Origin of the sequence: Denitratisoma sp. DHT3, from assembly GCF_007833355.1 — a bacterium.
Taxonomy (GTDB): domain Bacteria; phylum Pseudomonadota; class Gammaproteobacteria; order Burkholderiales; family Rhodocyclaceae; genus Denitratisoma.
Genome location: NZ_CP020914.1, coordinates 3,539,417 through 3,566,338, shown reverse-complemented (window position 1 = coordinate 3,566,338; position 26,922 = coordinate 3,539,417). Strand labels below are relative to the sequence as shown.

22 protein-coding genes are annotated in these 26,922 nt (G+C 63.3%); 9 read left to right on the top strand and 13 right to left on the bottom strand.

Annotated features, from left to right (window positions below):
* Window positions 1–127: 127 nt before the first annotated feature.
* On the top strand, window positions 128–1,795 hold the full coding sequence (locus B9N43_RS16500; RefSeq protein WP_145843302.1) for a SulP family inorganic anion transporter: 1,668 nt from the start codon (window positions 128–130) through the stop codon (window positions 1,793–1,795).
* Here B9N43_RS16500 and B9N43_RS16495 read toward each other — a convergent pair.
* On the bottom strand, window positions 1,756–2,613 hold the full coding sequence (locus B9N43_RS16495; protein WP_222428762.1) for an LLM class flavin-dependent oxidoreductase: 858 nt from the start codon (window positions 2,611–2,613) through the stop codon (window positions 1,756–1,758). The genes B9N43_RS16500 and B9N43_RS16495 overlap by 40 nt on opposite strands.
* Before the next feature lie 296 nt (window positions 2,614–2,909).
* Between B9N43_RS16495 and B9N43_RS16490 the strand changes: the two genes are divergently transcribed.
* The 6 genes from B9N43_RS16490 (at window position 2,910) to B9N43_RS16465 (ending at window position 12,309) form a co-directional block, all read left to right on the top strand.
* A complete protein-coding gene (locus B9N43_RS16490) occupies window positions 2,910–3,638 on the top strand; it encodes a TonB-dependent receptor (RefSeq protein WP_186453883.1) in 729 nt (242 codons plus the stop codon).
* Between the two features lie 8 nt (window positions 3,639–3,646).
* Window positions 3,647–5,203: a TonB-dependent receptor gene (locus B9N43_RS16485; protein ID WP_186453882.1), complete on the top strand. Its 1,557-nt coding sequence runs from the start codon at window positions 3,647–3,649 to the stop codon at window positions 5,201–5,203.
* Between the two features lie 73 nt (window positions 5,204–5,276).
* Window positions 5,277–7,601, top strand: coding sequence for an arylsulfatase (locus B9N43_RS16480; RefSeq protein WP_145843297.1), 2,325 nt, complete (start codon window positions 5,277–5,279; stop codon window positions 7,599–7,601).
* Between the two features lie 5 nt (window positions 7,602–7,606).
* Window positions 7,607–9,973 (top strand): arylsulfatase, encoded by a 2,367-nt coding sequence (locus tag B9N43_RS16475; RefSeq protein WP_222428761.1) that lies wholly within the window; start codon window positions 7,607–7,609, stop codon window positions 9,971–9,973.
* Window positions 9,974–10,123: 150 nt separating this feature from the next.
* The gene (locus B9N43_RS16470) at window positions 10,124–11,611 is read left to right on the top strand and encodes a DUF1254 domain-containing protein (RefSeq protein WP_145843295.1); all 1,488 of its coding nucleotides are present in this window, start codon (window positions 10,124–10,126) and stop codon (window positions 11,609–11,611) included.
* A gap of 32 nt (window positions 11,612–11,643) precedes the next feature.
* Window positions 11,644–12,309: a TetR/AcrR family transcriptional regulator gene (locus tag B9N43_RS16465; RefSeq protein WP_145843294.1), complete on the top strand. Its 666-nt coding sequence runs from the start codon at window positions 11,644–11,646 to the stop codon at window positions 12,307–12,309.
* 55 nt (window positions 12,310–12,364) lie between these two features.
* On the opposite strand, the gene B9N43_RS16460 is transcribed toward B9N43_RS16465, so the two are convergent.
* From B9N43_RS16460 to B9N43_RS16435, 6 genes are all read right to left on the bottom strand, one after another.
* Window positions 12,365–12,994: a gluconate 2-dehydrogenase subunit 3 family protein gene (locus B9N43_RS16460; RefSeq protein WP_145843292.1), complete on the bottom strand. Its 630-nt coding sequence runs from the start codon at window positions 12,992–12,994 to the stop codon at window positions 12,365–12,367.
* A gap of 4 nt (window positions 12,995–12,998) precedes the next feature.
* Window positions 12,999–13,472, bottom strand: a complete 474-nt coding sequence (locus B9N43_RS16455; RefSeq protein ID WP_186453881.1) for a GMC oxidoreductase — start codon at window positions 13,470–13,472, stop codon at window positions 12,999–13,001.
* Entirely contained in the window at window positions 13,469–14,614 is a 1,146-nt protein-coding gene (locus B9N43_RS16450) for a GMC family oxidoreductase N-terminal domain-containing protein (protein ID WP_145843290.1), read from the bottom strand. The genes B9N43_RS16455 and B9N43_RS16450 overlap by 4 nt, the downstream gene beginning before the upstream one ends.
* Window position 14,615: 1 nt before the next feature.
* Window positions 14,616–15,590 carry an aldo/keto reductase gene (locus tag B9N43_RS16445; RefSeq protein ID WP_145843289.1) on the bottom strand — a complete coding sequence of 325 codons (975 nt, stop codon included), beginning with the start codon at window positions 15,588–15,590 and terminating at the stop codon, window positions 14,616–14,618.
* 88 nt (window positions 15,591–15,678) lie between these two features.
* Complete coding sequence (locus B9N43_RS16440; RefSeq protein ID WP_186453880.1) at window positions 15,679–16,101, bottom strand: VOC family protein; 423 nt, start codon at window positions 16,099–16,101, stop codon at window positions 15,679–15,681.
* Between the two features lie 126 nt (window positions 16,102–16,227).
* The gene (locus tag B9N43_RS16435; protein ID WP_145843287.1) at window positions 16,228–17,448 is read right to left on the bottom strand and encodes a DegT/DnrJ/EryC1/StrS family aminotransferase; all 1,221 of its coding nucleotides are present in this window, start codon (window positions 17,446–17,448) and stop codon (window positions 16,228–16,230) included.
* Window positions 17,449–17,617: 169 nt separating this feature from the next.
* Between B9N43_RS16435 and B9N43_RS16430 the strand changes: the two genes are divergently transcribed.
* The gene (locus tag B9N43_RS16430; protein ID WP_145843286.1) at window positions 17,618–18,721 is read left to right on the top strand and encodes a helix-turn-helix transcriptional regulator; all 1,104 of its coding nucleotides are present in this window, start codon (window positions 17,618–17,620) and stop codon (window positions 18,719–18,721) included.
* 38 nt (window positions 18,722–18,759) lie between these two features.
* On the opposite strand, the gene B9N43_RS16425 is transcribed toward B9N43_RS16430, so the two are convergent.
* From B9N43_RS16425 to B9N43_RS16405, 5 genes are all read right to left on the bottom strand, one after another.
* Window positions 18,760–19,848 (bottom strand): alkene reductase, encoded by a 1,089-nt coding sequence (locus tag B9N43_RS16425; protein ID WP_145843284.1) that lies wholly within the window; start codon window positions 19,846–19,848, stop codon window positions 18,760–18,762.
* Window positions 19,849–19,898: 50 nt separating this feature from the next.
* Window positions 19,899–20,909 (bottom strand): type I glyceraldehyde-3-phosphate dehydrogenase, encoded by a 1,011-nt coding sequence (gap, locus tag B9N43_RS16420; RefSeq protein WP_145843283.1) that lies wholly within the window; start codon window positions 20,907–20,909, stop codon window positions 19,899–19,901.
* 167 nt (window positions 20,910–21,076) lie between these two features.
* Complete coding sequence (locus tag B9N43_RS16415) at window positions 21,077–22,636, bottom strand: TonB-dependent receptor (RefSeq protein ID WP_145843282.1); 1,560 nt, start codon at window positions 22,634–22,636, stop codon at window positions 21,077–21,079.
* A gap of 14 nt (window positions 22,637–22,650) precedes the next feature.
* Window positions 22,651–23,481: a TonB-dependent receptor plug domain-containing protein gene (locus B9N43_RS16410; RefSeq protein WP_145843281.1), complete on the bottom strand. Its 831-nt coding sequence runs from the start codon at window positions 23,479–23,481 to the stop codon at window positions 22,651–22,653.
* A 153-nt stretch (window positions 23,482–23,634) separates the two neighbouring features.
* Window positions 23,635–24,648 (bottom strand): helix-turn-helix domain-containing protein, encoded by a 1,014-nt coding sequence (locus B9N43_RS16405; protein ID WP_261379451.1) that lies wholly within the window; start codon window positions 24,646–24,648, stop codon window positions 23,635–23,637.
* A 222-nt stretch (window positions 24,649–24,870) separates the two neighbouring features.
* On the opposite strand from B9N43_RS16405, the gene B9N43_RS16400 reads away from it, so the two are divergent.
* On the top strand, window positions 24,871–25,638 hold the full coding sequence (locus B9N43_RS16400) for a glucose 1-dehydrogenase (RefSeq protein WP_145843279.1): 768 nt from the start codon (window positions 24,871–24,873) through the stop codon (window positions 25,636–25,638).
* A gap of 207 nt (window positions 25,639–25,845) precedes the next feature.
* Here B9N43_RS16400 and B9N43_RS16395 read toward each other — a convergent pair whose 3' ends face one another.
* A complete protein-coding gene (locus B9N43_RS16395) occupies window positions 25,846–26,880 on the bottom strand; it encodes an aldo/keto reductase (protein ID WP_145843278.1) in 1,035 nt (344 codons plus the stop codon).
* Window positions 26,881–26,922 lie beyond the last annotated feature (42 nt).

Sequence of the window (26,922 nt, the reverse complement as noted above, 5' to 3'; positions counted from 1 at the left end):
TTCACATTTAAATTTAATGATAATTATATTGTAATTGTTTTTCTCGTAAAGGCGAATACAATTACAACCGTAGTCGACCTGACTATACTTTTCCAGCCCCGCGCGACCCGTGGGGCCTCTTTTTGCCATGATTGCGCTGCTTGAAGCCCGGAAAGCCGGCTTGTTCAGCCGGGAACACCTCTTCAACAACCTGCTGGCCGGCCTGGTGGTCGGCGTGGTGGCCTTGCCGCTGGCGATGGCCTTCGCCATCGCCAGCGGCGCGAAGCCAGAGCAGGGACTCTACACGGCGGTCGTCGCCGGCTTCATGACCTCGGTCTTCGGCGGCGGCAGGCTACAGATCTCCGGCCCCACCGGCGCCTTCATCGCCATCCTGGCCGGGATCACCGCCAAGCACGGCATCGCCGGCCTGCAGGTGGCCACCCTGATGGCCGGCCTGATCCTGATCGCCATGGGCGTGGCGCGCTTCGGCTCGGTGATCAAGTACATCCCCAATCCGGTGATCACCGGGTTCACCGCCGGCATCGGGCTGATCATCTGGGTCGGCCAGTGGAAGGATTTCTTCGGTCTGAAGCCGGTGGGCGGCGGTGAGCATTTCCATCAGCACCTGGCGCATCTGATCCAGGCCTTTCCCAGCCTGCATCTGCCCACCACCGGCCTGGCGCTGCTCAGCCTGGCGGTGCTGCTGCTGACGCCGCGCCTGTTCAAGCGCATTCCCGCACCGCTGGCGGCCCTGGTGGTGGCCACCGGCGTCCAGGCGACCTTTCACTTCGAAGGCGTCGCCACCATCGGCAGCGCCTTCGGCGGCATTCCCGACAGTCTGCCCGGCCTGACCTGGCCCGAGCTGAGCCTTTCCACCGTGGTCAAGCTGATCGGCCCGGCCTTCACCATCGCCCTCCTGGGCGCCATCGAGTCCCTGCTTTCCGCCGTGGTCGCCGACGGCATGGCCGGCACCCGCCACGACTCGAACCAGGAACTGATCGGCCAGGGCATCGCCAACGTCTGCGCCCCCCTCTTCGGCGGCTTCGCCGCCACCGGCGCCATCGCCCGCACCGCGACCAACATCCGCGCCGGCGCCACCAGCCCTCTGGCCGGCATCACGCATTCCGTCGTGTTGCTGCTGATCATCCTGATCCTCGCGCCCTGGGCGAGCAACATTCCCCTCTGCGCGCTCTCGGCGATCCTGTTCGTGGTCGCCTACAACATGAGCGAGCTGCACCACTTCGGCCATCTGCTGCGCACCGCTTCCCGCCAGGACGTGGCGATCCTGCTGATCACCTTCAGCCTGACCGTGCTGGTGGATCTGGTGATCGCGGTCAACGTCGGCGTCGCCCTGGCCTCCCTGCTGTTCATGAGCCGCATGGCCCAGGCGGTGGAAGTGCAGGAGGCCGCGCCGACGGAAGACGAAGACGGCGGCGCCCTGCGGCTGCCGCCGCGCACCCAGGTCTATGCCATCGACGGCCCCTTCTTCTTCGGCGCTGCGGAAAAGCTGCAACGCACGCTGGACAGCATCCAGCGCCACGCCGACACCGTGGTGCTGCGCATGGCGCGGGTGCCCTTCATCGACGCCACCGGCATACTGGCGCTGACGGAACTGATCGAGGACTTCCGCCGCGACAAGACCCGCGTGGTGCTGTGCGAGCTGCGGCCCAACGTGCGGCAGAAGCTGGAGCGCGCGGGGGTGCTGGAGAAACTCGGCGCGGAGAACCTCTATCCGACCCTGGGCGCCGTGTTCGGCACGCCGGCGGCCCCGATCGATCAGACGAGCAGTTCCGCCAGCCGGTCCACTTCGTCGTAGTGGGCGGTGGCCGGCACCAGCAGCACTTCGTCGGCGCCGGCGGCGCGCAGGTTCTCGATCCCCTGGCGGATTGCGTCGGGGCTGTGGCGGACCATGGAATCGGCAAATTGCCGGGCGACGCCCTCGCCGGCGATCTTCATGTAGTCGTAGACGTAGTCCCGCAAGGCCGACTTGGCGTCGGGCGCCAGGGAATACCAGAAACTGCCGATCAGATACGGCTTGTCGGCGCGGCCCGCCGCCTGCCAGGCGGCCCTGGCGGCGCTGAAGATCCACTCGCTGCCCTCCCGGTCGCCGGCCATGGAGGCGCCATAGACGCCGTCGGCCCATTTCGCCGCGCGGGCCAGGGCCTTCGGCCCCATGGCGCCCGCATAGACGGGAATCCGGTCGCCCTGCGGCGAGCGGGGGCCGATCTCGTCGCAGCCTTCAAATAGGGTTTCGCCGCGCCACACCCGGCGCATCTGGGCCACCTGCTGGTCGAGCCGCTCATGACGCCGCTCGAAGGGAGCACCCACCGCGCGGTAGTCCTTCTCGCGGCCGCCGACGCCCACCGTCACCCCCACCCGCCCGTTGGAAATCACGTCCAGGGTGGCGATCTCCTTGGCCGAGAGCACCGCCGAATGCATCGGCAGCACGTACAGCGCCGGAATGATCCGCACCCGCTCGGTCACGGCGGCGCAAGCGGCCAGGATCGTGCGCATCTCGTAGGTATGACCGGTGACGCGTTCGCCGCAGGAGAGGCTGTCGAAAGGCCCCTGGTCGATCTTCCGGGCCCAGCTCAGGATGCGCTCGCGGTCATAGTCGCGAACCATGTAAGGCATGCAAACGCCGATTTTCATTTTCTCCCCCCCCGAAATTTCGCGTTGTCGGCGACGCCACGGATCGTCATCCACTCCTGCCCGCGATCGCGGTACGGCGTCCTTTATCGGCGTTCATTCTATCTATTGACTCCCCGCGACCAACACCGTTATAGTTATTCGAGCATTTGATCGAAATACTTGATACAACCATACGACCTATAGAACCTGTAGAAGAGGTAGCGACAAAAAGCAGCAATTCCAAATTCACCGGGAGGAGAAACATGAAACGACATGCGGCAAAAGTTCACGCGGTCCGGATGATCCCACTGCTCATCACCGCGATCTACGCTGGAGGCGCCTGGGCGCAGGGCAAGGAGGCCACGCTCGAGGAGGTGATCGTCACCGCCCAGAAACGGGCGGAGAAGCTCCAGGACGTGCCGATCTCCATCACCGCCATCGCCGGCGCACAGTTGGAGAATCGCGGCATCGAAGGCAACGCCTCGCTCAACGGCCTCGCCCCCAACCTCCAGGTCAACAAATCCCCCGGCAGCGGCCTGATCTCGCAAGTCTCGATCCGCGGCAGCGTCACCGGCCAGCCGGCGATCTATGTGGACCCGGCGGTCGGCATGTATGTGGACGGCGTCTATATCGCCAAATCCCAGGGCAATATGTTCGATCTGCTGGATCTGGAGCGGGTCGAGGTGCTGCGCGGCCCGCAGGGCACCCTGTTCGGCCGCAACACCCTGGCCGGCGCCATCAGCTTCGTCACCCGCAAGCCCTCCGGCCAATGGAGCGGCGCAGTGTCGCTCGACGTCGGCAACTACGGGCGCCACGTGGAGCGGGTCTCCCTCGACCTGCCGAAGATGGGCATCACCAGCCTCAGTCTGGCGATGCGCAACGAAAAAGCCGACGGCTGGATGAAGAACGGCAATGGCAAGGCGCTGGGCGGCGCCGATCGGCAGGCGTTCCGGCTGGCCGCCAACTTCGACATCAGCAACAAATTCAAGATCGACTACGTCTACGACCATTCACCCTTTACCGCCTGAGCGGCAGCGTGGGTACCCTGACCACCCTCGGCAACCAACTGGTGGCCGCCGGCAATGCGTTCCACATCCCTTCCTACGTCGCCGCCGGAAATTTCCTGATCGCCGCACCGGCGCAAATGTCGCGTTATCTCAGTTCGGAGCGTCCGGACTCGGTGGCGATCGACACCAACCACGAAAACTATCAGCGCCTGCGCATCAACGGCAACGCGCTGACGGCCACCTACGAACTCGACCCGCGCAATACCCTCAAGTACATCGGCTCCTACCGCAACATGGCCTACAGCGACCGCGTCGACCTCGACGGCACGCCGGTACCGCTCATATCCACGGGCCGCAACACCGAGGTCAGCTCCTACTCCCACGAGTTCCAGTGGGTGGGCGGCACCGACCGCCTGAACTACGCCGCCGGGCTGTATCTGTACCGCGAGGACGGCACGACCATCGGCGGCCAGCTTATCGCGCTGAGTCCGCCGCCGGCCAACACCAAATACGTCGACTATCGCACCACCGACAACGCCAAGGCCGTCTATGGCCAGCTCGACTACAAGGCCACCGACGCCCTGACGCTGACCGCCGGCATCCGCCGCACCACCGAGGAACGCACCAACGCCTCGGCCCAGTTCGGCACCAACGGCTATCGCGGCCCGATCATCTCGACCATCCTGCCCTGGACCAGCGCCGCGGCGAGTTTCAGCGCCACCACCCCGACCCTGGCCGCCACCTACAAGGTCAACGACGGCCTCACCGTCTATGGCCGCATGGCCAAGGGCTTCCGCGCCGGCGGCTTCTCCGCCGAGGTGCCGACCGCCGCGGGCGTGACCACGCCGGTGAACCCGGAAAAATCCACCACCTACGAAATCGGCTTCAAGAGCACCTTCGCCGGCGGCAAGGCCCAGTTCAACGGCACCGTGTTCCAGAACAACATCACCGACATGCAGCTCTCACGCCTGCTGCCGGGCACCACCAGCTCGCTGCTGTCCAACGCCGGCAAGGCGACCATGAAGGGCATCGAACTGGAGGGCGTGTTCCTGGTGGCCGACGGCTGGAAGGTCCAGGGCAGCTACGGTTATCTGCACGGCAAGTTCGACGAGTACCTGGACTATCCGTACAACGCCGCCACCGCCGCCCTCGCCGGCGTCAGCACCTCCACCCTGATCGACACCGCCAGCAACCGCGTGTTTCCCTACGCGCCCAAGCAGACCATCAGCCTGAGCGTCGACGGCCGCCTGGCCAAAACCGCCTGGGGCACATTGCGCGGCCTGGTGGATTACACCTACACCGCCGAGTTCTACGCCTACACCAGCAACAAATCGCTCACCGTGGCCAACGCCGGCGGCGGTTCCCTCGCCGAGATCAACAAGATGCCGGCCCTGGGTCTGGTCAATGCGCGCCTGATGCTGACCGACGTACCGGTCGGCGGCCCCGGCACCGCGAGCGTCTCGCTCTGGGTGAAGAACCTGGCCGACTCGAAGAAGCTGACCAACGTCATCGATTTCAGCTACTTCCAGAACGCCGCGTGGACGCCCCCGCGAACCTTCGGTCTGAACTTCAACTACAAGTGGTAGAAGCCTGTTGCTGCGCTTCAAGCGGAGCCGGCAACGGCTCCGCTCTTTTTCCATCCCCGAACGTGAGTCCGCCATGAACCCAGCCCTTCCCCTTCTGAGACGCAGCCTGCTGCGCGCCCTCGGCATCCTCGGCGCGACGCTGACCGTCGCCCAGGCCGCTCCGGTCTTGCCGACGCCGGCGCTGCCCCGCGCCGTCACCGGCATGAACCAGAAAGACATGACGCCCCAGCCGCGTCCTGTCGTCACCGCCCCCAAAGGCGCACCCAACGTGGTGGTGGTCCTGCTCGACGATGTCGGCTTCGGCGCTGCCGGCACCTTCGGCGGCCTGATCCCCACCCCCACGCTCGATCATCTGGCTGCCGATGGTCTGCGTTACAACAATTTCCACACCACGGGCATCTGCTCCCCCACCCGCGCATCGCTGCTCACCGGACGCAACTCGCACGCCGTCGGCGTCGGCAATGTGATGAATTCCTCCGCGCCCTACCCCGGACGCAACGGCTTCATGCCCGCCAGTGCCGCCACCATCGCCGAGGTGCTGCGTCAAAACGGTTATGCCACCTCGCTCTGGGGCAAGTGGCACCTGACACCTCACGCCGAGGAAACCTCCGCCGGCCCCTTCGACCGCTGGCCCACGGGCAAGGGCTTCGAGCGCTTCTATGGCTTTCTCGACGGCGAAACCCATCAGTTCGAGCCGACCCTGGTCGATGGTGTTACGCCCGTGGCACGCCCCAAGGGTGATCACTACCATCTGACCGAGGACATCACCACCCGTGCCATCGCCTGGATGCGGCAACAAAAGGTGTTGGCACCCGAGAAACCGTTTTTCGCCTACTACGCGCCGGGCGCGACCCATGCGCCCTTCCATGCCCCCAAGGAATGGATCGACAAATTCCGGGGCCAATTCGATCAAGGCTGGGACAAGGCGCGCGAGGAAATCTTCGCCCGTCAGAAAAAGCTGGGCGTGATCCCGGCCGATGCCCAACTGACCCCGCCCATGAAGGAATTGCAGCCCTGGAAGAAGCTGACGCCCGAACGCAAACGCATCGTCGCCCGCATCATGGAAACCTATGCCGGCTTTCTGGCCCACACCGACGATCAGATCGGTCGCATGGTCACGGCGCTCAAGGACATGGGTGAATTCGACAACACCCTGTTCTTCTACATCGTCGGCGACAACGGCGCCAGCGGCGAAGGCAGCCTGCAGGGCACGCTCAACGAAATGGGCAGCCTGCAAGGGGTGACCGAATCCGACGCGCAGGGCCTGGCGCGCCTCGACGAAATCGGCGGCACCCGCAGCTATCCGCATTACCCCGCCGGCTGGGCCTGGGCCATGAACACGCCCTTCCAATGGACCAAGCAGGTCGCCTCCCATCTGGGCGGCATCCGCAATCCAATGGTGGTGAGCTGGCCCAAGAACATCCGTGACAAGGGTGGATTGCGCAGCCAGTTCTCCTTCGTCTCCGACATCATGCCGACCATCCTCGAAGCCGCCGGCATCGCCGCGCCGGCCATGGTCAATGGCGTGCCGCAACAAGCCATGGACGGCACCAGCCTGGTCTATAGCTTCAACGACGCCAGGGCGCCGGCACGCCACACCACCCAGTATTTCGAAATCTTCGGCAACCGGAGCATCTATCACCAGGGCTGGATGGCCTCGGCCTTTCACGGACGCGCGCCCTGGTCGCTGATCGGCGCGGCGGAGCGCGGCTTCGACAACGATACGTGGGAGCTCTACCACCTCGACCAGGACTTCAGCCAAGCGCGCGACCTGGCCCAGGCCGAACCCGGAAAACTGGCCGAGCTGCAAAACCTGTTCCTGGTGGAAGCGGCACGCAATCAGGTATTCCCGCTGCAAACCACGACCCTGCCCAGCCGCGATCCGCGCCTGGGAGACCGCACCCATTTCGTCTTCCATGCCGGTTTCGAAGGCATCGCGGAAAACGCCGCGCCGCGCACCGTCGGCCGCTCGCACCAGATCGTCGCCGACCTGCAACTGCCCAAGACCGGCGCCGAGGGCGTGATCGCGGCCATGGGCGGCGCCATCGGCGGCTGGTCGCTCTACATCAACCGCCAGGGCCAGCCGGTCTACGCCTACAACCTGTTCGGCGTGGAGAGCACCACCCTCACCGGCCAGGCGCCGCTGCCGGCCGGCCCCGTCAAGCTGGCGCTGGACTTCGCCTACGACGGCGGCGGCTACGGCAAGGGGGCGCTGGTGAAGCTGCGGGTCAATGGCAAGAGCGTGGCCGAAGGCCGGCTCAAGCGCACCGCGCCGGTGTTCTTCTCCATCGACGAGAACTTCGACATCGGCGCCGACTCCGGCTCGCCGGTGGGCGACTATCCCAACCACTACGCCTTCACCGGGCAGATCGACAAAGTCACACTGGACCTGAAATGAACGCCATGAACTCAATCAAGCGCATCGCCCTCACCACGCTGGCCCTGTGCAACGGCGCCGCCGGCTTGGCGACGGCCGGGGAAAGCCTGCCCCGGCCCGATCCGGCCTTCCAGGGCGTGATCGCCCCGACCCGCGCCGCCTCGAAACCGGACTGGCCGCAAATGCCCCATGCCCCCAAGGGCGCCCCCAACGTGGTGGTCGTTCTGCTCGACGACGTGGGCTTCGCCGCCCCCGGCACCTTCGGCGGCGCCATCCCGACACCGTCCCTGGACAAACTGGCGAAGCAGGGCCTGACCTACAACCAGTTCCACGTCGTCGGCATCTGCTCACCCACCCGCGCCGCCCTCTTGAGCGGGCGCAATCACCATCAGGTGGGTTTCGGCACCGTCACCGACAACCCCGCCGGCTTTCCCGGCTACAACATGAGCTGGCCCAAGAGCGCCGCCTCCGTGGCCGAAGTGCTGCGCCAGAACGGCTACAGCACGGCCGCCTTCGGCAAATGGCACAACACGCCGGCCTGGGAAGTCAGCACCGCCGGCCCCTTCGACCGCTGGCCCACGGGACTGGGCTTCGACTATTTCTACGGCTTCATGGCCGCGCAGTCCAGCCAGTGGACGCCCCAGCTCTACCGCAACACCACGCCGGTGGAACCGGCACAGCGCCCCCCCGCCTATCACTTCACCACCGACATGGTGGACGACGCCATCCACTGGCTGCGCCAGCAGCGGGCGGAAATGCCCGACCGGCCCTACTTCGCCTACCTGGCCACCGGCGCGACCCACGCCCCCCACCATGCGCCGAAGGAATGGATCGAGAAGTTCCGCGGCAAGTTCGACCAGGGCTGGGACAAATATCGTGAGGAAACCTTCGCCCGCCAGAAGAAACTCGGCATCATCCCCGCCAATGCCCGGCTGGCGCCGCGCCCGGCCAGCGTCCAGGCCTGGGAGAGCATCCCGCCCGCCCAGCGCCGGCTACTGGCGCGCCAGATGGAGGTCTTCGCCGGCTACCTCGCCCATACGGACCACGAGATCGGCCGCTTCCTGGCGGAGGCACGGCGCCAGCCCGGCGGCGACAACACCCTGGTGCTCTACGTGGCCGGCGACAACGGCCCCAGCCCGGAAGGCGGCCCCGAGGGTTCGCGCCATCACACTTCACGGGTCTATGGCCTCTCCGACACGCCGGAAGCCTTCGCCGCCGCCATCGACGAACTGGGCGGCGAACACAGCGATCTGAACTACCCCACGGGCTGGGCCCTGGCCACGGCCACGCCGTTCCCCGGTGCCAAACAGATGGCCTCCACCCTGGGCGGCATCCGCAACGCCCTGGTGGTTTCCTGGCCGAGCCGGATCAAGGAGGGCTTCGGCATCCGCAGCCAGTTCCACCATGTCGTGGACATCGTGCCCACCATCTACGAGGCCGCGGGCATCGCCGCGCCGGACAGGGTCAACGGCATCCCTCAGATCCCCATCGATGGCCACAGCATGGTCTATTCCTTCGCCGCGCCCAAGGCGCCGAGCAACCACACACTGCAATACTTCGAGGTCATGGGCAACCGCGGCATCTATCAGGATGGCTGGTTCGCCGGCGCCACCCACTACGAAACCTGGAACATCCTGGAGACCCTGCGTCAGCGCAAATCCCTGGCCGACGACAAATGGACGCTCCACAACCTGAACGAGGACTTCAGCGGCGTGGTCGATCTGGCCGCCAAATATCCGGAGAAACTCGCCCAGCTGAAGGCCGCCTTCGATGCCGAAGCCAAGCGCAACCAGGTGCTGCCGCTCTCCGATTCGCCCCTCGACAACTTCTTCTCCGGCGGCGTGCCCGACCCCACGGCCGGCCGCAAGAACTTCGTCTATGGCGGCGACACGGTGCGCGTCACCCCGGCCCTGGCGCCGCCCGTACTGGGCCGTCAGCACCGCATCGAAGCCCGCATCGAACGCCCCGCCGCGAACAGCGAAGGCGTCATCGCCGCCTTCGGTGGCGGGGATGGCGGCTACGCCCTCTACGTGAAGGACGGCCATCTGGTGTACGAACTCAATCTGAACGGTCTCGCCCATGAAAGGATTGTCTCCAGGGAGTCGCTGCCGACCGGAGCCTCCACCGTGGCCTTCGAGTTCCAGCCCGACGGCAACGTGCCGGCCAATCCGATGATGAAGTACTTCGTCCGCCCCGGCACCGGCCGCCTCTTCGTGAACGGCCAGCCGGCGGGGGAGCACCATTTCGCCCGCTTCGGCGGCTTCGGCCACCCCACCATCTACAGCGAGACCCTGGACATCGGCCGCGACCTGGGCAGCGCCGTGGGCGAGGGCTACGCCGCGCCTTTCCCCTTCAGCGGCAAGGTGGAAGAGGTCCGCTTCATGCTGCAATGAACCGACCTATTCTTTCTCATCCCCTACGACGTGCGGTTCAGACAAGATGAGCCCTCCATGCCACCTATGCCCCGACCCTCAGCTCGGCTTCGTCCCCGCATCTGCAGCGCCGCCTGGGCGTCTGACCAGCGCAATCGAAAAGGAGGCTTCATGAATTCCATCCGTCCGCGCCGCTTCGTCTCCCTCCTGCTGGGCCTGGTGCTGGCCTGCGGCGCCTGGGCCGCCGATCAGATCGACCCGGCCCTGAACGCCAAGGAGATCAAGCAGCGCAGCAAGGAAGCCTTCTTCTGGGGCATGCAGCAAGTAGGCTTCTATGAATTGCGTCATGTACTCACCCAGATGGAGGGCACCCCCGCCTACCGCGGCATCAACCGGGCAATTGTCAACACCCGGCTGTTCTCCGCCCGGGAGCGCTTCGCCACCACGCCCAATGCCTCCACCCTGTACTCCGGCGGCATCTTCGATCTGCGCCATGAGAGCATCGTGGTGGAGACGCCGCAGATGCCCGAAGGTCGCTACTGGAGCGTGCAGGCGGCGGACCAATACGCCCACTGGTTCTTTTTCGTCGGCAGTCCCTTCACCGGCAACGCCCCCCAGCGCTATCTGATCGTCGGCCCCGACTGGAAAGGCCGCTTCCCCCCCGGCTTCAAGGGCCCCCAGATCATCCGCGCCACCTCCAACGCGGTGACCATCATCTTGCGCCTGGGGGTGCTCGACGCCCGCGACGGCAATGAGCTGGCCGAGGCCGGCCGGCTGGTGAAGTCGGCGAGCATCCTGCCCCTGAGCCTGTGGGCGAGCAACGGCGGCAAGCCGGTGCCGCTCGACCGGCAGCCGATGGTCAAGAGCGACTACGCGAGTTTTCCGCGCATGGACAAGATCAGCGACCTGACCCGATCCATGACGCCGCTGGACTACCTGCAACTGGTGAGCCTGGTGATCAACGATCCGTCGATGACCAAGCGGCGCGACTCCGCCAAGGAGCTCGCCACCCTCAAAAGGCTGGCCGGCATCGGTCTCAAGGAAGGCCAGCGCTTCGATCCGTCCAGGCTGACGCCGGCCCAGATCAAGGCCGTCGAGGCCGGCTTCTTCGAGGCGCGCCAGGAGGCGCAGCAGGCGTTCGCCACCAGCCTCATCGACATGAACGGCTGGAAGCTGCAGACCAGCCTGTTCTACGACGACAACGACTACGTGCTGCGCGCCGGCGCCGCCGAGATCGCCTGGGGCAGCCCGGTGCCCTTCGAGTCCCACACCATCGGTTTCGGCCTCGCCGACGATCAGGGCCGCAAGCTCGAAGGCGGACATCGCTACACCCTCACCTTCGAAGTCGACAAACTGCCGCCGGTCACCGAGTTCTGGGAACTGCCGGTCTATGACGACTACGGCTACTTCGTGAACAACCCGATCGACCGCTACAACGCCACCAGCTATCTCTACCGGGCCGGCGCCTATCACGTCGCCGACGGCCGCCTGACCTTCTATCTGCAAAGCGAGCCGCCGACCGACCCGGATCAGCTGAGGAACTGGCTGCCGATCCCGAAGCGTGGAGGATTCCGTCTCGCCCCGCGCTTCTACGGCCCCACCTCGCCGCTGATCGACGGCAGCTATCCGATGCCGCGGTTGATCCCGAACGACGGATAGAATGACGGCATTGCCACCGCCCGCCAATCACGATGACCGGAACCAAGCCGAAAACCAGCAAGACCGTCAAGGGCGAAGCGCGGGAACTGATCCTGCGCGCCGCCCAGGAACTGATCGCCATCCACGGCGTGGACGGCGTCTCCACCCGCAGCATCAACCAGGCCGCGGGCGTCAGCGCCAGCATACTTCACTACCACTTCGGCAACCTGGAAGGCGTGGTCGAGGCCTTGCTGCAGCAACACATGCAACCCCTGATGGAGGAGCGAAAGAAGATACTGCTGCAATTGCAGCAGCAGCCCGACGTCACCGTGCGCGCCATCGTCGATGCCATCGTGGTTCCGCTGGCCCGCAAGCTGATCGAGGAAGGAAAGACCGGCCTCAACTATGTCCGCCTGCTGGCGCGGCTCTACAGCGACCACAACCCGGTGCTGAGCCGGGTCTCGAATCAATACGTCGGCCAGAACCGCGGCATCGTGTTCCAACTGCTCTGCCGCGCCCTGCCGCACCTGCCGCCTGATGCCCTGGAATGGCGCATCTTCCCGATGGCCCACGGCTTGCTGCAGACGCTGGCGGACCCCGATCTGTTCGCCACCTGCGCCGAGGGCCGCGAAGGCGAACGGCAGAAATGGGACCGCATCGAGAATCTGGTCGACTTCCTCTGCGGCGGCCTTGCCGCGCCCTGCAACATCAAGTTCTAGGCACTGCACACCTTGAGGCGACGGTAACGAAACGGCCCCCGCAGGCCGGCGGTGTTCAGCCGCCGTGGTGCTGACCGTGGCCGGGTGCGGCCTCCCAGACCGGGATCACCGGCTTCTCGCCCAGCATCTGTTCCGGCGTCACGCCGCCGACCTGGTGCAGGGGGCCGGGGAAACCCATCAGCTTCCAGCCGACGTAATCCTGGTTGCCGCCGTACCTGGGATCGGCGATGAAGCCCAGCAGCGCGTGAAAGCGGATCGTGGCGAAGAAGTCCTGGGGGCGGACCATCGCCAGGCCCCAGCCGGCCAGGGCGCCCTGCTCCATGGCGGCGAGAATCCTCTGCCGCTGGGCGGACTCCAGTTCGGCGAAGGGCTGGCCGTGGGCCTGGCGGCACAGCTTGTCGATGTCGGCCAGCGCCGCCCGGTACAGCGGCAGTGCGGCGGCATCCTCGGCGGCAAGCGCCTTGTCGATGAAATTCACGCAGCCGGCCTCGGTGGCGCCCGGGTCGTGGTCGGTGGGGATCAGTTCGGCGCAGATCGCCTCGACGCAGCGCCACTCTCCGGCATCGAGGCTGACGGGCCCCTTGTTGCGGGCGGCCGCCAATGCGGTCAGGGGGCGAGGAATGTTGGTCGCCACCAGGCAGACGCCCAGGGCCTTGATGAAGTCGCGGCGGGTCGCTTGTTCCATGGGCTTACCTCAGATTCATTCGGCGCGCTTCGCGCACGAAGTGGTCGGCCACGCGGTAGGCGTTGGCGACGATGGTCAGGGTCGGGTTGTAGCCGCCGGAAGTGGGGAAGCAACTGCCATCCACCACCCACAGGTTGTCCACCTCGTGGCTGCGGCACCAGCGGTTGAGCACCGATTTTTCCGGATCGTCGCCCATGCGGCAGGTGCCCATCAGGTGGCCGGTGCTGCCCTGGGTCATGTCCACCACCCAGCTCTTCTCGGCGCCGGCGGCTTGGGCGATCTCCTGCATCTTCCGCTCGTAGTAGGCCTTCAGCTTGAGGTCGTTGGGATGGTAGGCATGGGTGATGCGCCACACCGGCAGGCCGTGCTCGTCCTTGTGGGTGGGATCGAGGTCCACCTGATTGCCATGGACCGGCAGATCCTCGCCGATGGCGATCAGGGCATGGACCTGCTGGAACTGGCGCAGATAGTCCTTCAACGCCCCCCCCAGGCATTGCCGGCGCTGGTGGCATAGACGACGGGGGTCGTCGGATAAGCCTCGGTGATCACCGCGCCCCGTACGAAGCCGCGGGCGGGATCGCTGGCGTGGAGGTCATCGACGGCCTGTCCTGCCAGGGGGCCCAGCCAGCCCCGGGTCACGGTCTGGTGCCGGTAATAGACGGCGGGCAGCACGTGGTACATCAGGTTGCGCCCCACCAGGCCGCTGCCGTTGGCCAGGCCATTGGCGAAGCGCCCGGAGCGGGACATCAGGAGCAGATGGGCGGAACCCAGACTGCCGCCAGCCAGGATGAATTGCCGGGCCCGCACTTCGTGCTGGCGCCCCTGGGCATCCAGGTAGCGGGCGGCCTTGATGCGCCCGGCCTCGTCCAGCACCAGTTCATGGACCATCGCTTCCGATCTCAGGTCCAGCCGGCCCGTGGCCTGGGCTCGGGGCAGTCCCACCGACAGGGGCGAGGCCTTGGCATGGACCGGGCAGCCGAACATCACGCACATGCCGCTGTTGGTGCAGGCTGCCCGGTTGCGGTAGGGCCGGCTGTTCACCGCCAGGGGAATCTGGAACGGCGCATAGCCCATTTTCTTCACCCCGGCTTCAAATACCGGGCTGCCGCTGCGCCGGGGATGGGGCGGGTTGGGGTAATGCTTGCCTGGCTGCAGGGCGTTATGCACCGCCCCGCCGGCGACGCCGTAGGCAGCCTCGGCCTTTTCGTACCAGGGGGCCATCTCGGTTGCGTCCACCGGCCAGTCGGCGAGACTGGCGCCGGCCATGGGACCGTCGTGACTGAGCACCTTGAAGTCGTCGGGGCGCAGGCGCCAGGCCATCGCACCCCAATGCACGTTACTGCCGCCGACGCATTGCCCGATCATCGAAAAATGCCGTGGCTGGGCGGTCTCGCCCTCCGTCTGGCGCAAGGTTTCCTTCAGCTTCGGCGCGAAGCCGGTGGCGCGGATGATGTTGGTCAGTTCGTCATGGCCCATGAACTCCCCCGGCCCCAGACGGGGGCCCCGCTCCAGGGCCACCACCGACATGCCGGCATGGGTCAGTTCGTCGATCATCACGCCGCCGCCGGCGCCGGTGCCGATCACGCAGACATCGAAAATTTTGCGGCGGCGCTCCGCCATATCAAGCTCCTTTTAGTTGGCGCAGTTCCTCGGCGTCGAGCCGGATCGCGCAAGCGGCAATGCTTTCCCGCAACTGTGCGGCGGAACTGCAACCGATGATGGGCACCGTCGCCAGGGGCTGGGAAGTCAGGTAGGCGAGCACGATATCATTGACCGCGGCACCGCGGCGGGTGGCGATGGCTTTCAGCACATCCACCTTGCGCAGATTGGTGTCGTGGTAATAGAGGGCCGCCACGTCCGGGGAAATGGCCTCCTTGGCCGTGCCGGCCGCCAGCTTGCTGAAGATGCCGCGGCTTTGCCCCGAGTAGGGGATCATGGTCATGCCCGCCTGGTGCAACACCTGGTAGCCGTCCTCGTAATAGCCCCCTGGCGCGTAGGTCATCATCGCCGTGCGGTCGGGTTCGGCCAGGCCCCACATGGGCTGGCAGGCGACAAAGCCGGCATGGCCCAGGCTGGCGGCGTATTGCTGGGCCTCCTGGATGCGGGCCACACTCCAGTTGGAACAGCCGAAGTAACGGATGCGTCCGGCCTGCTGGTGGCTGATCAGCGCATCGACGATGTCCTTTACCGGCCGGCTGGGGTCGTCCCGGTGCACCCAGTAGAGGTCGATGAACCCGGTCCCCAATAGTTCCAGGCTGGCCATCAGGTCCGATGTCAGCAACTCGGGCGTGACCCGCATGGCGTAGTCGCCCTTGCGGTAGTCGAACTCGCAGCCCTTGGTGGCCAGCACGTAATCGGCCCGGGGCTTGCCCTTCAGCAACTCGCCCAGGGCGCGTTCGCTGGCAGCGTTGGGGATGCCGGGAATCCAGTCGCCGTAGGAATGGGCGGTGTCGATGAAATTGCCGCCGCCGGCAAAGAAGGTGTCCAGAATCTCGCCGGCCTTGTCCAGGGGCTGGGCGGTGCCGAACATGTTGGTGCCCAGGCACAGCTGGCTGACGTTGAGATCGGTGTTGGCGAGTGCAATTTTTTGCAACATGGCTAATCCTTATTAACAGGCAAAAGCTGCGGTCCAGCCCAAAGGACCAGGGCCGCATCGTAATGGAATCCTGGTGGCTTGTCCGCAATTATCCCGAGCAAACGAACTCGAGCATCAGTGGATCGTCCTTCCGCTCCACGTAGCACCAGGAAATCCCAGGGCTATAGTCGTTGGCGGGGAAGTGGCCGGTCCAGACCGGTGTGTAACCCAAGGGGTAGACTTTCTCCACCCAGTTGTCGATATCGTCCACCTGGTAGCGGATATGCTGCACACCCTGGCGTCCCTGCTGAAGAAAGTCGCGGTGCGGTGTGTCGCCCGACACCCACTCCACCAGTTCGACCTCAATATCGCCAGCACGACCAAAGGCGACTGCCAGTTCCACCCGGGCCGGTTGTCCCCGATAGACCGAATCGAAAGGCCCATTCCGCAACACGATGAACGGACCGAACAAAGGTTCATATTGCGCCAGTGCTGCATCAAGATCGGGGACGACCAGACAGAATTGATCCATCGGTGGCAAGTCCAGGGACAGGGATTGCCGGGGAACAGGGGGCGTCATAACGCAGGATTCTCCAATCGATAACAACGTCAAATAGCCCCGGCATGGGGCCGGGGCATTTGAAGTACAGCGAAAGGCTTACTTGGCGCGTTGCTTGGCGATGAATTCGTCCAGCACCTGATACAGGTACTGACAATCCTCGACGGTCATGGTCGGATGGCAGGGCAGCATCAGGCCATTGCGCATCACCAGGTCGGCGTTGGGGCAGCCTTCCGGATCGACGCGGAAATTCACGCCCTTCATCATCGGCTGCCGCGCGGCATGGCCGGAGAAGATCACCCGGGTGAAGATGCCGGCATCTTCCAGATGGATCTGCAGTTCGCGCCGGCTCCAGCCCAGTTCCGGCCGCAGCATTACCGGATAGCAGATCCAGGTGGTGAAGACATCATCATGCACGCGGGCCTTGATGAATACGTCCGAATTCTTTTCCAGGTACTGGGCGTGGAGGCTGAAGCGTTCCTGGCGCAGCCGGGTGAACTCGTCCAGCTTGTTGAGCTGCTCGTGACCGAAAGCCGCTCCTGCCTCGTTGGGGATGAAGCCGTAGGCGATCTCCTCGAAGATGAACATGCCGTCATACTCGATGTCGTCGATGTTCTCCAGGAAGCGGCCATCGCTGTCGCCCTTCTTGGTGCCGTGCATGTATTTCTCGGAAGAACGGCCCCAGTTGCGCAGCATCAGGGCGCGATCCCACAGCTTCTCGTCATTGATCGCCACCAGGCCGCCGTTGCCCAGGCAGGTGATGATATGGAAGATGGAAAAGCTGGTAACGCTGATGTCGGAGCGCTCACCGGCAGGCCGGCCGCGGTAGGTGCCGCCCAGGGTATCGCAGCTGTCTTCGATCAGCTTCAGCCCGTGCTTGTCGGCGATTGCCCGCAGCCGGTCCCAGTCGGGCATACCGCCCACCAAGTTGGGGATCAGCATGGCCTTGGTCTTGGGCGTGATGTTGCGCTCGATCTTGTCGATGTCGATCTGGTAGGTATCGGGCTCCACGTCCACCAGCACCGGAACATGGCCGTTGAGCACGATGCCGGAAATATCGGTGCCGAAGGTGAGGGTGGGGGTGATGATCTCGGAGCCGGGAGGCAGATCCAGCAGGCGGATGGCCATCAGCAGGGCCGAACTGCCGGAGTTCACCATCACGCCATACTTCTTGCCCAGCAGCTTGGCGCAGCGGGCCTCGAAAGACTGCACGTTGACCATGGGCACCATGCTGGTCTTCATCACATTGACCACGGCATCGATCTCTTTCTGATCGAGCATGGCGCCACCATACAGAATTTGTCGTTTCGCGATTGTCATCCTGGCTTCCTTTCGTATTCTGGTCTATTGGCCCGGCCAAGTACCGTGCCGAGTGAGCAAATTATGCGTAGCCCCATTCTTTCCTTCGAGGCCGGAAAACTACAATATGGGGACAAAAGTGCTCAATGTCTTGTAATCAAAATATCTTCGATGCAACATAGTCGCCACTATGAGTATCCCTACGGCACACAGATCTCCCCAGTCGGTCTCAGCAGATTTCGCCCTGACGCTGCTGCAGGACACTGCTGCCATCGGCGAGGACCCGGTGAAGATCCTGGCCCGGCTGCGTCTGCCATTCTCCTTGGCGGATCTCCAGAAAGGCCGGATACCGACGATTTCGGATCGTCATTTCATCCTGATCTACCGGGAATGCATCACTGTCCTCTCGGACCATGCCAATCGGGAGCGCAACCTGCCCCCGATGAACAAGGACGAAGTGGATATGCTTTGCTACTGCGTGATCAACTGCGAAAATCTGGAACAGGTGATTCAACGGGCCGCACGCTTCTGCGCCATGCTGGGGGGGCGAGCCGCAGAGCTTTCCCTGGAGGTTGCCGGTGAGGCCGCCGTTTTCCATATGGATACTCTGAGGCTTCCCCACAGCACCAGCGGTCTGTTGGCCGATCTGACGGGGCTGTCCTTCTATCATCGCCTGTTCAGCTGGTTGATCGGCGAGCCGATTCCGATCTCCGGTTACGGCGTTACCTACGAAAACCGGGGCAACAAGGAAACCCTGCTGCGCCTGTTCCACCATCCGATCCTCTACAACCAGACGGGTAACCATTTCCGCTTTCCGTCCCAATATCTATCCAAGCCGGTGGTGCGCAGCTACCAGCGACTGGTGGAACTGCTGAGCGTGTTCCCCTTCGACCTGATGCGGGACCCGAGAGCCAGCGGCCAGTTCGCCGAGGCCGTCGAACATCTGATTGCCACGCAACTGGCTCGCGGCGAGGCGATTCCGACCCTGACCCAGTTCGCCAGCTTCTTCAACATCAGCAGCGCCACCTTCCGTCGCCGCCTCGCGGAGGAGCACATCAGCCTGGGCGAGATCAAGGAGCGCTGTCGCCGTGATCTGGCGGTGGAACTCCTGGCCCCCGAGTTCCGGCTCAAGGTCGCCGATGTGGCGACACGGCTCGGCTTCAGTGACGCTCGTGCCTTCCGTCGCGCTTTCCGCTTGTGGACCGGCCAATCACCGGACGCTTATCGGACTCAGTCTTCCCCGAGTGCGGATACACCACCGTCCCCGGCTTTGCCGGGGACGGCAGACTGCTGAAATGTTGGCCGGAAAGATCGGCGAGGCCGATGACCCGGTCAGTCGGCCAGGAAGGGATAGTCGATATAACCTTCGGCACCGCCTCCATAGAGCTTGTCTGTCAGCAAGGGGGTGAGCGGTGCGTCCTCGCGCAGCCGGCGGACCAGGTCCGGATTGCTGACGAAGGGGCGGCCGAAGGAGACCATGTCGGCCCGGCCCGATGCAACCGCTTCCAGTGCTTCAGCCCGGGTGTAGCCATTGTTGACCATCCAGGCGCCAGGAAAGCGACGACGGAGCGCCCCATAATCGAAGCGCGGTGCATTCTCCGGATGCCGCGCACCACCGGTCTCGCCCTCGATGATATGGAGATATGCCAATCCCAGCGGCGCCAGCTGGTCCACCACGTAGCCATACAAGGCTTGCGGATCGCTGTCGCGCGGTGTGTTGTTGGAGGTGGTCATGGGGCTCAGGCGCACACCGGTGCGACCTGCGCCAATTTCCTGGCATACCGCCTGCATCACTTCCACCAACAGGCGGGCCCGGTTGGCAATGCTGCCGCCGTAGGGACCACTGCGTTCATTGACACTGTCGCGCAGGAACTGTTCCAGCAGATAGGTATTGGCAGAATGCACTTCGACCCCGTCGAAGCCGGCTTCCATGGCGCAGCGAGCCCCATGGCGATAGTCCGCAATCAGGCCGGGCAATTCGTCATCCCGCAGGGCCCGGGGCGCTGAAACCTGGATGAAGCCTTCGCGGGTAAAGGTCTGGGTAGTCGGGCACTGGTTGCTGGAGGATACCGGTGAGGCGCCGTCTGGCAGCAGCGACACATGGGAGATGCGTCCCACATGCCAGAGTTGGACCACGATACGGCCTCCCTCGGCATGAACTGCGTCCGTGACCTTGCGCCAGGCCGCCACCTGCTCGGGCGTATGGATGCCCGGTGTATCCAGATAGCCCTGGGCCATGGCACTGATGGGCGCCCCCTCGGCAATGATCAGGCCGGCAGTGGCACGCTGACGGTAGTGCTCCACGGCCAGAGGATTGGCCAGATTGCCTGCGATGGCCTTGTTCCGGGTCAGGGGGGCCATGGCAATGCGGTTGGACAAGGCGATGTCGCCAATCTTGATGGGGTCGAACAGGGTACTCATGAATCACGCTCCTGGAGGTTGAGGTAGCAGGTTAAAACACAAGCCCGGTTTCAGGTCGAGTTCATGGTCGAAACCACCTGCGCCATTTCCAACAGCTTGTTGGCGTAGCCCCACTCGTTGTCGTACCAGCAGACGATCTTGATGAAGGTACTGTCCAGAGCGATGCCGGCCTCGGCATCAAAGATTGACGTGCAGGCATCACCGCGAAAATCGGTAGCCACCACCTTTTCCTCGCTGTAACCGAGCACGCCCTTCATGGCCCCCTCGGAGGCGGCTTTCATGGCAGTGCAGATTTCCGTGTAGCTGGCTGGGCGGTCCAACTCCAGCGTCAGGTCCATTGCCGATACGTCGGAGGTTGGCACGCGGAATGAGAGGCCGGTGAGCTTCCCTTTCAATGGGGGAATGATTGCCCCCAGGGCGCTGGCAGAGCTGGTCGAGCAAGGGATGATGTTTTCGAGAATGCTCCGCCCGTTGCGCCAAGTCCGAGGAGAGGCGCCGTCTACGACCTGCTGCGAAATGGTTGCGGGATGGATCGTGGTCATCAGCCCGCGCTTGATGCCCCAGGTGTCATGCAGCACGTTGGCCACGGGGGCCAGGCAGTTGGTGGTGCAGGAAGCGTTGGAGATGATGTCCTGGCCGGCGTAGGTCTGGTCATTCACGCCGAAGACGAACATCGGGGTGTCGTCCGCGGCGGGCGCCGACATGATCACCTTCTTGGCGCCGGCGGCCAGGTGCTTGGCCGCGCTGGCCTTGTCCAGGAACAGGCCGGTGGATTCGATCACGATGTCGGCCCCCACTTCGTTCCATTTCAGTTCAGCGGGGTCCTCGACGGCAGTGAGGCGGATCTTCCTGCCATTCACAAGCAGGGTGTTGCCCTCGACGGCCACGGTGTCATGGAAGCGGCCATGGACGGAGTCGTACTGGAATCGGTAGGCCAGGGAGTCCGGGTCCTGCAGATCGTTGATGCCGACGATCTCGATATTGGAGAAATTCTGCAACGCCGCACGGAGAGCCATACGACCGATGCGGCCAAAGCCGTTGATGCCCAGCTTGAAAGTCATGTCAAAAAGAAACGTACTGCCCAGCGCAGTCGTGGTGCGCCGGAAAATCGACAAAAAAACCGCCCTTGCGGGCGGGAAAAACTCGGCTGGACAGCTATGCGCAACCGAGAGGAGGGAACCCGCGGTGGAAGAATGCTGCAATAGCGGGCTCCCACCGGGGGGTATGCTCAATAGTTGTAGATCAGATCAATGCCGTAGGTGCGCGGCTCGCTCCAGCCGGTGACCCGGGTCGCGCTGTTGTTGGTCAGGGTGAAGTTCTGGTACTTCTTGTCGGCCAGATTCCTGCCCCACAGTGCCACCGTCAGATCACCCTGTCCCCCCGGACCCACCTTGATATGGGACAGACTCAGACGACCATTCACTACGTCGTACTTCGGCGTCGTGACATTGTTGGCCGACACCGGGTTGCTTAAGTCGATCGGCGTCGACTGGGCATCCTTGTGGGCGAAGTTCAGATTCGCGTCGAGTTTGCCGGGCAGCCCCAGGTCGGGGAAGCGATAGTCCAGATTGACGGAGTAGGAGACCTTGGGCACCACCAGCTTGCGGAACTTGGCGACATCCTGGAGATAGGTCGGGCTGCTGCTATCCTGGTCGATCCATTGGGTATATTTATGGTCGAGCCAGGTGGCACTGCCGGATACCCGGAAGCGATCCGTCACTGCGGCCGTTACGTCCAGCTCGATGCCACGGTATTTGGAGGTACCGACGTTCTCGATGGCCCAGATCTGGCCCACGTGAGCCACGGCCTTCTGCTCGTTCTTGTACTCGCTCCAGAACGCCGCACCATTGACCCGCAGGCGGCGATCCAGGAATTCACCTTTCAGGCCCAGTTCATAGGAGGTGATGGTCTCTGGATCGAAACCCTTGGCAAATGCAGCCGCTGTGGGCTGTACATCGTCGAAGCCACCGGTGACATAACCCTTGGCCAGCTTGACATAGGTCATCAGGTCGTCCTTCCAGTGGTAATTGAAGGACACGGTGGGCGTGGTCTTGGAGAAACTGTTGTCGCCCGCCACATTGGTGTAGCCGGAGGGACTGGGCGTGTTGAACAGATAGTTGTAGACGCCGGGCGTCGCAGTGGCTGTGTAGAAATAGTTGGCGCCGCGTGTGTTGGTACCCAGGGCCTGGCGACGGTCACGGGTGTAGCGGATACCGGGGACGATTTCCAGCTTGCGCCCCAGGATGTCCGGACGCCAGGAGAATTGGCCAAATACCGCCCAGGTGGAGTTCTTGGCGCTCAACTTGCGATTTTCGAGGTTGAACATATCCACGCCCACCGGACCCAGGCCCGACAGGAACAGCGCATCGGGCACGGTGTAGAAGATTCCCTGCTCCTGGCTCTGATGGCCCTTCTCTGTACTTAAATAAAGACCGGTGGTGTATTTGAAGTTCGGGCTGACATCACCCAACAACTGGAATTCTTGAGACCAGGATTCGTTGTAGACAATCCAGGGATGATTTTTCCCATCGATGCCGGGCACGGGGCCATTGGCGAACGTGATGGGCAGGCTGTCGCCACGTATCACGTAGGGTGCATTGGGACCGCCGGCGCTGCCATAACCGGTGTAATAGACGGCATTAGAGGTATCCACCTTGCGGTAGCCAGTGACCGAACGGAACGTCAGGTTGGGATTGACGTCCCAGTTGACCGTCAGGTTGTGGCCTTCAGCGATATTGCGGTTCTTGGGCATCCGGAAGGGTACGTTGAGCGTATTCAGCTTGCTCATACTGCAACCATCGATCACTCCCTGAAGCGGGGATCGACCGTCGCCAGGAAACCCATGGTGGCGCTGCCCATGAAAGGGATCATGCATTGCTGCGGCACGTCGATGGACTCGGTTTCGGAACGGTCATAGCCATAGTCCACCATGACGGTGTTCGACGCTTTCCAACGCATATCCAGACGCCAGGAGTCCGATTTTTTCTCGCCCAGTTTGGGGCCGTTGGGGGCGGAATTCTTGATGCCCATGTTGTCCCGCTCACTGTGCAGGTAGGACACCTTGGCCGCAAAGTTTTCCGTCAGGGGCACGTTGACCACGGTCTTGGAAAGCAGTTGGCCCCGCTCTGCAAAGGTCAACTGCTGCTTGAAACTGAACTGCCCCAGATCCGGTCTGACGGTAACGATGTTGATGGCTCCCCCCGTCGCATTACGGCCGGCCAGCACACCTTGGGGGCCCTTGAGCACTTCAATCCGCTCCAGGTCAGCTCCTGCCAGGTTGAGACCCGCCAATTGGGTCAGGGCGACGCCGTCCAGGTGGATTGCCATGGGGATGGGTACGCTGGTCTGGATCGAGTTGGGTACGATGCCCCGGATCGACGGATAAAGCATCTCACTACTGCCCGGATAGCTGTCGATGGTCATCCCTGGCACATTGGCCTTGATATCCGACAGACTGATGATGCCTGCTTTTTCCAGCGCCTTGGAATTCAATGCCTGTACCGAGATCGGCACGTCCTGCAGATTTTCTGCCCGTTTCTGGGCCGTAACGATGACTTCTTCCAACTGTCCATCGGCGGCGTAGGCCACATGTGCCACGGCCATGCTGGTCATTAGTAGGCCGGATACAGCCATGTGGATTGGTTTTCTTTTGAACACTATCTTCCCCCTAGTTGATTAAATTTCGTCAGAAATATGGGAGTAACCCGGCAACGATTATAGGTAGGACCATTGCTTAGGCAGAGGTCAAAAACTACCATTGACGGGACAAATATGTTCAAACGAGAGTCAAATCTGGGATGTACGATACGTGTCGGGCGACATGCCAGTCCGGGCCTTGAATGCCCGCCGGAACCCACGGGCGTCGCTGAATCCAAGTCGCAGGGCAATCTCTTCGATCTTAGGCCGTTCAATCGCGGACAGCAGTTCGGTCGCCAATGTCAGGCGACAGGCCTCCTTGATCGTCGATAAAGGACTCGACTCCTCCTTCAGGCGCCGACGGAAGGTGCTGGTGCTGATGTTGAAGAGTCCGGCCAGTTCCTTCAGTGAAGGCATGGGCTTGCCCGCACTCAGGTGAGCAAGGATGATCCGTTCCACAGCATCAGATAGACACCAACTCATCGCGGGATCTTGATTCATGTCCAGGCGCAGGGTGCTCAGCATTTCCCGTAGCCGTTGCGGACTACGCACCACCGGATAGTCAAGGAACTCTGCAGGAAACCGGAAGCAGTTGCTCACCTTGTCAAAATGGATCGTCTGATGAAAAACGGTCCTTAGCAGCTCGGCGTTGATCAGTTCCGGATAGCAGATACCGAAGTCGGCCGCTGGTATCTCCCGATTGATCAACCAGCTGAACAGCCGGTACAGGAACAGCAGGCCCGTCAGGTCAACTAACAATCCTCCGCGACTGTACAGCGCCTGCTGGGTCCTTAGGTGGAAGGTGGCTTGCCCGCCGCACACCTCCATGTCCAGCGCAGCACCTCGGTTGCCCAGCATAAGATAGAACCGGCGGGCCCGATCGATGGCTTCCTGCAAGGTTTCGCAACTGACGAGGCAATAGCACAGCATTTCCACATCGTTGCGAGACATAAAAGTGACGCCACGCCGCTGATGCACGAGTTCGGCAATGGCGGTGATGCATTCCCCATACACTTCGCTGAAGAGCGGTGCGGGAATACCCTCCCTGTACTGCGCACGCAGTCCCGCGACTGAGACTGGTAGCCGTGCCAGCCCAGGCTCTGCTGCCGCACCGAAGCTCGCCAGCTCCTCCAACAGGAGCAGCGCAAAGCTGCACGGAACCACCTCATGCAAGCATCTCCTGCCTGGATTAACCATCACGTCATATCCTCTCCATGAGCCATCACGAATTTTCATCTGCTACGCAGCACTTTGGCAATGAACATAGATGCCCCCCTGTTGAACATTCCGTGCCGCAGCCATGCCGTGACAACTGCCGATAATCGTCGCCGGTGGGTGCATAGTCATCGTGACCGTCGGCGAACATCATTTGATTGGAGAGTCGGAATGGGAAGAATGGAAGGGAAAGTCGCTCTGGTCAGCGGTGCGGCCAGCGGTCTGGGTGCCGCCATCGCGAAGCTGCTGGCGCAGGAGGGCGCAGCCGTGCTGGTAGCAGATATCGCAGAACAGAGCGGACGGAAGATCGTTGATGACATCACGACACAGGGCCATCGCGCGTCCTATGTGTATCTCGATGTGACCCGCGAGGAGGACTGGAGCGCCGCTATGGAAACGGTGAAAGCACGTTACGGCAAGCTAAATGTGCTGATCAACAATGCCGGTGTGGCGCCGCCGGGCGATATGGAAATGAGCTTCGAACTGTGGCGCCGAGTCCATACCATCAATCTTGACAGCACCTTCCTCGGCACCCAGCAGGCCATCCGCCTGATGCGGCAGTCCGGGGAACGCTGTTCCATCGTCAATATTTCCTCGGTGATGGCAATGGTTGCACAGTCGACCACAGTAGCCTACTCCGCCAGCAAGGCTGGCGTCCGGGGATTGACCAAGGCGGCGGCAATGTACTGCGCTGCCGAGAAGTTGCCCATTCGAGTCAACTCGGTACATCCCGGCACCTGCATTACTCCACTGGTGCAAGCCTATTACGACAACCAGCCCCCTGAAGTGCTACAGACCCAGATCGACCGGCACCCCATTGGTCATCTGGGGGATGCCTCCGATATCGCCTACGGTGTGCTCTACCTAGCCTCCGATGAATCCAAGTTCGTCCTGGGCAGCGAACTTGTGATCGATGGCGGGCTCCTGGCCAGCGACTAACCCGATATTTTCCGGATCAATTCATGGTAAGAAAATTCAGCTCCCTCATCCGGTTACTGTGGATACGTGGAAGGGGGTTCGGAAAGGCAGGCATCTTCTGCTTTCGAAAACATCCGGGATGTACAAATCCCAATGGCCGCCGGCTTGCCGACAGCCATTGGGGGGAGTGTCGCTCCGTCGCCCGGACCCGCGGTACGGCCGAGGGGCTCAGCGGCGGTGGTGGTTATCGAGCCGGTCGGCCTGGCCGCCGAACAGCATGTCGCGGATCATCGGCCCTTGCAGGATGTCATGCGGGAAGCCCAGTTCCGGTGCCGTGGCCCGCTCCAGCCGTTGCCATTGCTCATCGTTCAGAGTGACCGAAAGACAGCCCAGATTGTCCTGCAACTGGGCCTGGGTACGGGCGCCGAGGATCGGGTAGATGGTGCCGAAACGGTCCTGCTGGCGGATGAAGGCCAGCGCCGCCTGGCCCGGCGTGCAGCCGACCTCGCGGGCGATATCCACCACCAGCGTGGCCACCGTCCGCTGCCGTTCCGTCATCGGCTGGTGCTGACCCCGCCCCTCGCCCTTGCCGTCGAGGAACTTGCCGGTGAGCACGCCACCGGCCAGGGGCGACCAGGCGGTGATGCCCAGGTCCAGCGCCCGGGCCATGGGCAGCAGGTCCCGCTCCGGCGTGCGCTCCAGCAGGCTGTATTCCACCTGGATGCCGGCGAAAGGCGTCCAGCCGCGCAGCTCGGCCAGCATGTTGGCGCGGCTGATCTGCCAGGCCGGCGTGTCGGAAACGGCGACATAGTGCACCTTGCCGGCGGCGACCAGGTCGTCCAGGCCGCGCATGATCTCCTCCACCGGCGTGGTGTCGTCCCACACGTGCAGCCAGTAGAGGTCGATGTGATCGGTCTTCAGCCGGCGCAGGCTCTGCTCCACGCAGCGCATCATGTTCTTGCGGCTGTTGCCGGACTTGGACAAGTCCCGCTCCAGCGTCGAGGCGTATTTGGTGGCGAGGACGAAATGGTCGCGGTCGGCGCGCACGAAATCGCCCAGCAGCTCCTCGCTGGCGCCGTTGCCGTAGATGAATGCGGTGTCGATGAAATTGCCGCCGGCATCGGCGAAGGTGTCGAACATCCTGCGGCTTTCCGCCGTGTCGCTGCCGAACTGCCAGAACTGGTCATCCTTGCCGAAGGTCATGGCGCCGAGGCACAGCTCGGAGACGCGCAGGCCGGAACGGCCGAAGAGTTTGTAGCGCATGAAGGTTGCTCGCGATGAATGAGGGTCGCCGAAGCATAACCG

Bases quoted from the DNA above. Each gene is read 5' to 3' on its own strand.
- gap (WP_145843283.1), bottom strand. From the start codon at position 20,909: ATGACTTTCAAGCTGGGCATCAACGGCTTTGGCCGCATCGGTCGTATG.
- B9N43_RS16415 (WP_145843282.1), bottom strand. From the start codon at position 22,636: ATGAGCAAGCTGAATACGCTCAACGTACCCTTCCGGATGCCCAAGAAC.
- B9N43_RS16465 (WP_145843294.1), top strand. From the start codon at position 11,644: ATGACCGGAACCAAGCCGAAAACCAGCAAGACCGTCAAGGGCGAAGCG.
- B9N43_RS16440 (WP_186453880.1), bottom strand. From the start codon at position 16,101: ATGGATCAATTCTGTCTGGTCGTCCCCGATCTTGATGCAGCACTGGCG.
- B9N43_RS16460 (WP_145843292.1), bottom strand. From the start codon at position 12,994: ATGGAACAAGCGACCCGCCGCGACTTCATCAAGGCCCTGGGCGTCTGC.
- B9N43_RS16450 (WP_145843290.1), bottom strand. From the start codon at position 14,614: ATGGCGGAGCGCCGCCGCAAAATTTTCGATGTCTGCGTGATCGGCACC.
- B9N43_RS16435 (WP_145843287.1), bottom strand. From the start codon at position 17,448: ATGACAATCGCGAAACGACAAATTCTGTATGGTGGCGCCATGCTCGAT.
- B9N43_RS16425 (WP_145843284.1), bottom strand. From the start codon at position 19,848: ATGAGTACCCTGTTCGACCCCATCAAGATTGGCGACATCGCCTTGTCC.
- B9N43_RS16470 (WP_145843295.1), top strand. From the start codon at position 10,124: ATGAATTCCATCCGTCCGCGCCGCTTCGTCTCCCTCCTGCTGGGCCTG.
- B9N43_RS16490 (WP_186453883.1), top strand. From the start codon at position 2,910: ATGATCCCACTGCTCATCACCGCGATCTACGCTGGAGGCGCCTGGGCG.
- B9N43_RS16445 (WP_145843289.1), bottom strand. From the start codon at position 15,590: ATGTTGCAAAAAATTGCACTCGCCAACACCGATCTCAACGTCAGCCAG.
- B9N43_RS16410 (WP_145843281.1), bottom strand. From the start codon at position 23,481: ATGGCTGTATCCGGCCTACTAATGACCAGCATGGCCGTGGCACATGTG.
- B9N43_RS16400 (WP_145843279.1), top strand. From the start codon at position 24,871: ATGGGAAGAATGGAAGGGAAAGTCGCTCTGGTCAGCGGTGCGGCCAGC.
- B9N43_RS16500 (WP_145843302.1), top strand. From the start codon at position 128: ATGATTGCGCTGCTTGAAGCCCGGAAAGCCGGCTTGTTCAGCCGGGAA.
- B9N43_RS16475 (WP_222428761.1), top strand. From the start codon at position 7,607: ATGAACTCAATCAAGCGCATCGCCCTCACCACGCTGGCCCTGTGCAAC.
- B9N43_RS16430 (WP_145843286.1), top strand. From the start codon at position 17,618: ATGAGTATCCCTACGGCACACAGATCTCCCCAGTCGGTCTCAGCAGAT.
- B9N43_RS16480 (WP_145843297.1), top strand. From the start codon at position 5,277: ATGAACCCAGCCCTTCCCCTTCTGAGACGCAGCCTGCTGCGCGCCCTC.
- B9N43_RS16395 (WP_145843278.1), bottom strand. From the start codon at position 26,880: ATGCGCTACAAACTCTTCGGCCGTTCCGGCCTGCGCGTCTCCGAGCTG.
- B9N43_RS16495 (WP_222428762.1), bottom strand. From the start codon at position 2,613: ATGCCTTACATGGTTCGCGACTATGACCGCGAGCGCATCCTGAGCTGG.